Raw genomic sequence first — 3,678 nt, 5'->3', positions numbered from 1 at the left:
CGGGGAGAAAAGTTAAGGTCGCCTCGCTCGTTCTCTTTGCCCTCGCGGTTATCGGGGCATTTTTCAAGTGGCCCTCAACTGCACTCTTGGAAACCTACGAGATTCTCCTCGTCATGGCCTTTACCCTCCTCATCGCGCTTTCTGGAGGTGGTGAAAGGTGAGCGCGCCATTTCCCCCGATAAGGCGAACGTCCGAGAGGAAAAGCCGAGTTCTTAAGCCGGAGGACGCGGAGAAGGCTGTAGAGCTCGTCAGGCAGGCACTGCCCTTCTTCAGGGCAGGAGAACCGATAGTTCACCCAGACCATGTGGATGTTCCGGTTCTCTACCTTGACTTCGCGATAGACAGGGTTCACTACGACCCGCGAACAGGCAACCCAAGTCCAAAGGGCGCACCGTCCCACGTGGAGCCCTGCACCGAGGGGGCCCGCGAGAGAATAGACGAGGCCCTCAAAGAGGCCCACGTCCTTGATGGAGCTGAGTTCAGGGAACCGGAGGACTGCTGGGTCGTACCGGTAGCGTGGAAAAGCTTTATAATCCTGCACGTCCGCGTCTCGGCGGACGGAAGCGAGCTGATTCCGGATTATCATCTGACCCAAGAGGTGAGGCGACACGGCCTGTAAGCTGGGGAAGTTCCTGAGAAGAGAGTGGTTTCTAAGCGTTTTGCTATTCCTCTACGCAGGGTTAGTCATGGTAGACCGCTCTCTCCTCGAAAGAACTCCAGACCTCGTTGACTGGGGGAGCCTGAGCCTCATCACCGCCCTAATCATAACCTCGAAGGGCCTTGAGCTCTCAGGAGTCTTCAACAGGCTCGCACCGAGGCTCGTTGAGGGGGCAAATGGTTCGAGCAGAAGACTGCTTTTTCTCCTGCTTCCAACGATAGCTCTCTCTTCGGCATTGATAATGAACGATACAGCAATGCTCGTCTTCATCCCCCTCGTCGTGGCCCTCTCGGAGCTTTCGGGAATGGACAAGGCTAGGGCTGTGACACTCTCGGCGATAGCGGCTAACGTAGGTTCCGCCTTAACGCCGATAGGGAATCCTCAGAACATCATAATCTGGCGCGAGTATGGTTTGAGCTTCCTCGCGTTTGTTAGAGGCATGCTCCCCTTCGCTCTCCTCTGGCTCGGCCTGCTGTTGGCAATTGTCTTCCTCACACCAGATGAAACGCTCTCCGTCCGCTCCCTTCCTCCTGTTGCCTTTAGAAAGGACCTGTTTCTTGTCTCGGTCTTTCTCCTCGGCCTCAACGTTTACCTCGGCGAAACCGGGAGGCACGAGCTCTCGATTGCACTCACCCTGTTAGCCTTTCTTGTCCTCGATAGGGACGTCCTTCTAAGCTTCGACTGGGCGCTTGTTTTAACCTTCGCGTTCATCTTCATAGACTTCAACGAGCTCTCGGCGCTGCTCATAAAGGTGGGCATGTCCTTCTCAACCGGAGGAGTCGGTCTCGTTCTGACATCTGCGGGGTTAAGCCAGCTGATAAGCAACGTCCCGGCGACGGTCGTCTTTCTCGGCTCAAAACCCGCGTGGCTTCCATTGGCTGTAGGTGTGAACGCCGGCGGAACGGGTACGGTCATAGGTTCCCTCGCCAACCTCATAGCGGTTAGAATAGCGCGGGTTTCGCTGAGGGACTTCCACAGGTGCTCCGTGCCTTACTTCATCGTCGTCCTCGCAATCTCCTCTGGGCTCTTCCTTGCGTTTAATTTTTAAGGTTCACCTCTTTTCTCCAACCATGCTCCTCCACATCGGAATCGACGACACCGATTCGCCAAACGGTATGTGCACGACCTACCTCGGGGCGCTCCTCTACCGCGAGATTTCCCGCTTAGCTGAACCCACCGACCTTCCGAGGCTGATAAGGCTGAACCCAAACATCCCCTACAAGACGCGCGGGAACGGATCGGTCGCGATGACCTTTGATGTCGATGAGGAGGCTGTTCCGGAAGTTAAGGACCTCGTGCTGTTCTACGTCAACCAGCTGGCAGACTTCACCCACGAGAACACAAACCCGGGCGTCGCCTTTTTCGAAGGCGAAATCCCCGAAGAGCTTCGCGAGTTCTCGCTCAAAGCTTTAAGGGAGCACGTTACCATCGAAGAGGCTGAAAGAGTCGCGAGGGAAGTTGGTGCGGAATTCTTCAAGTTCAAGCTCGGCAGGGGCATAATCGGCGCGCTCGCTTCCATCGGCTATCCCCTAAAGACCTTCACCTACGAGCTGTTGGCCTATCGCGAGCCTGAGAACTGGGGGACGCCAAGGAAGGTTGATGCAGAGAGCGTGTTTTTAGCAGACAGGTGGAGCTATCCATTTACCTACGACAACGTTGACCCCTACAAGAGAACAATCTTAATAGCCCCTCACGGCAAAGACCCTGTTCTCGTCGGAATCAGGGGGATTGAGGAGGGAAAAGTTCTCCAGACCTTTGAGATGGTGCGCTTTGAAGAGCCCGTTGCCTTCTACCAGCTCTACAAGACGAACCAGAACACCGACGATCACCTTACTCCCAAGAAAATCGGCGAGCTGAAGCTATACGACAGCGCGGTTGTCAGGGGAAGGGTTTCCAAGCCATACTGGGAGCGCGGGAGGCACGTTTTCTTTGAGCTGGAGGACGAGACAGGGAAGATACGTGTCGCGGCCTTCGAGCCGACGAAAAAGTTCAGGAACTACGTTCGGAAGCTCCTGCCCGGCGATGAAATCATTGCCGCTGGAGGGGTTAAGGAGCACGAGGGCGTTCTAACGCTCAACCTCGAAAAGTTCTACCCGGTGAAACTCGTCCCGAAAATCGAATACAGAAAGCCCAAGTGCCCGAAGTGCGGCGGGACGATGAAGAGCAAGGGCGACTACCTTAAGTGCAAGCGCTGTGGCTACAGAATGCCGAAAAAGCTGATTCCGATTGAAGTCCCGCGCGAGCTGGAGAGGAAGATTTACGAGGTTCCTCCAGACGCGAGGAAGCACCTGTCGAGACCGCTGGTTCTGCCTGGCGGGGAGGAGAGGGTTTTGGAACTTTTGTGAAGTGAGGGAATTGATAATCCCAATTATCATAACGGGGATTATCATTGCTTGATTTGCACTCACACTGCAAAGAGATAAAAAGAGCTTGCAGTGACGGTGCAAACTATTCCTTCATCACCTTCCACACCAGCAGGGGGAAGACGAGCGTCGCGTCGGCCCAGATTTCAACGTAATCAGCCTTCGCCCGTATCTTACCCCAGCTTACACCTTCACTCGGAGGTGCACCGCTGAGCGAGCCGTCCCAGGGAATCGCCGTCGTCACGTAAATCGCGTAGTCGGTCCCTCCGCGGAAGAGGTTGGCGTTGATTATCGCGTGCTTCGGCAGAGAGCCGCCGAGGATTATCGAAGCGGTCTCCTTGGCGGTAACCGCAAGGTTGTTGAGCTTCACGATGTCGTTGGCTATGTCTATGATTAACTCCCTGTCCCCGCGCTCCTCCTTGAAGAAGTAGAGCATGTCGCCGATTGAGCCGTCGGTAATGGCCGGGCAGAAAATCGGGACGTTCCTCTTGTAGGCCCAGTAGATAACACTCTTCTCCTTCTCCTTCCCGAGCTTCTCGTCCATGTATTTTCCGAGCTCGTAGATGAACTCGCTCGCCGTCAGGGGCTTTCCGCGCTCCTTCTCAATCTCAAGAACCCGCTCGAAGAAGGGAATCATGTACTTCTCGAACTCGATGT

Annotated in this window: 4 protein-coding genes; 3 read left to right on the top strand and 1 reads right to left on the bottom strand. The window is 55.2% G+C overall.

The window, feature by feature from the left end:
* The first annotated feature begins 157 nt into the window (after nt 1–157).
* The 3 genes from MVO87_RS07260 (at nt 158) to tiaS (ending at nt 3,003) form a co-directional block, all read left to right on the top strand.
* Nucleotides 158–619, top strand: a complete 462-nt coding sequence (locus MVO87_RS07260) for a hypothetical protein (protein ID WP_297514658.1) — start codon at nt 158–160, stop codon at nt 617–619.
* A 67-nt stretch (nt 620–686) separates the two neighbouring features.
* Nucleotides 687–1,706 carry an SLC13 family permease gene (locus tag MVO87_RS07255; RefSeq protein ID WP_297514661.1) on the top strand — a complete coding sequence of 340 codons (1,020 nt, stop codon included), beginning with the start codon at nt 687–689 and terminating at the stop codon, nt 1,704–1,706.
* 22 nt (nt 1,707–1,728) lie between these two features.
* Nucleotides 1,729–3,003 carry a tRNA(Ile2) 2-agmatinylcytidine synthetase TiaS gene (gene tiaS, locus MVO87_RS07250; protein WP_297514664.1) on the top strand — a complete coding sequence of 425 codons (1,275 nt, stop codon included), beginning with the start codon at nt 1,729–1,731 and terminating at the stop codon, nt 3,001–3,003.
* A 103-nt stretch (nt 3,004–3,106) separates the two neighbouring features.
* Here tiaS and MVO87_RS07245 read toward each other — a convergent pair.
* On the bottom strand, nt 3,107–3,678 hold a 572-nt coding region (locus MVO87_RS07245), incomplete at its 5' end, for a deoxyhypusine synthase family protein (protein WP_297552731.1).

It is taken from the genome of Thermococcus sp. (assembly GCF_027063845.1).
Taxonomy (GTDB): domain Archaea; phylum Methanobacteriota_B; class Thermococci; order Thermococcales; family Thermococcaceae; genus Thermococcus.
Note: the sequence above shows the minus strand (reverse complement) of the source record. Positions and strands in the feature narration are given on the sequence as shown.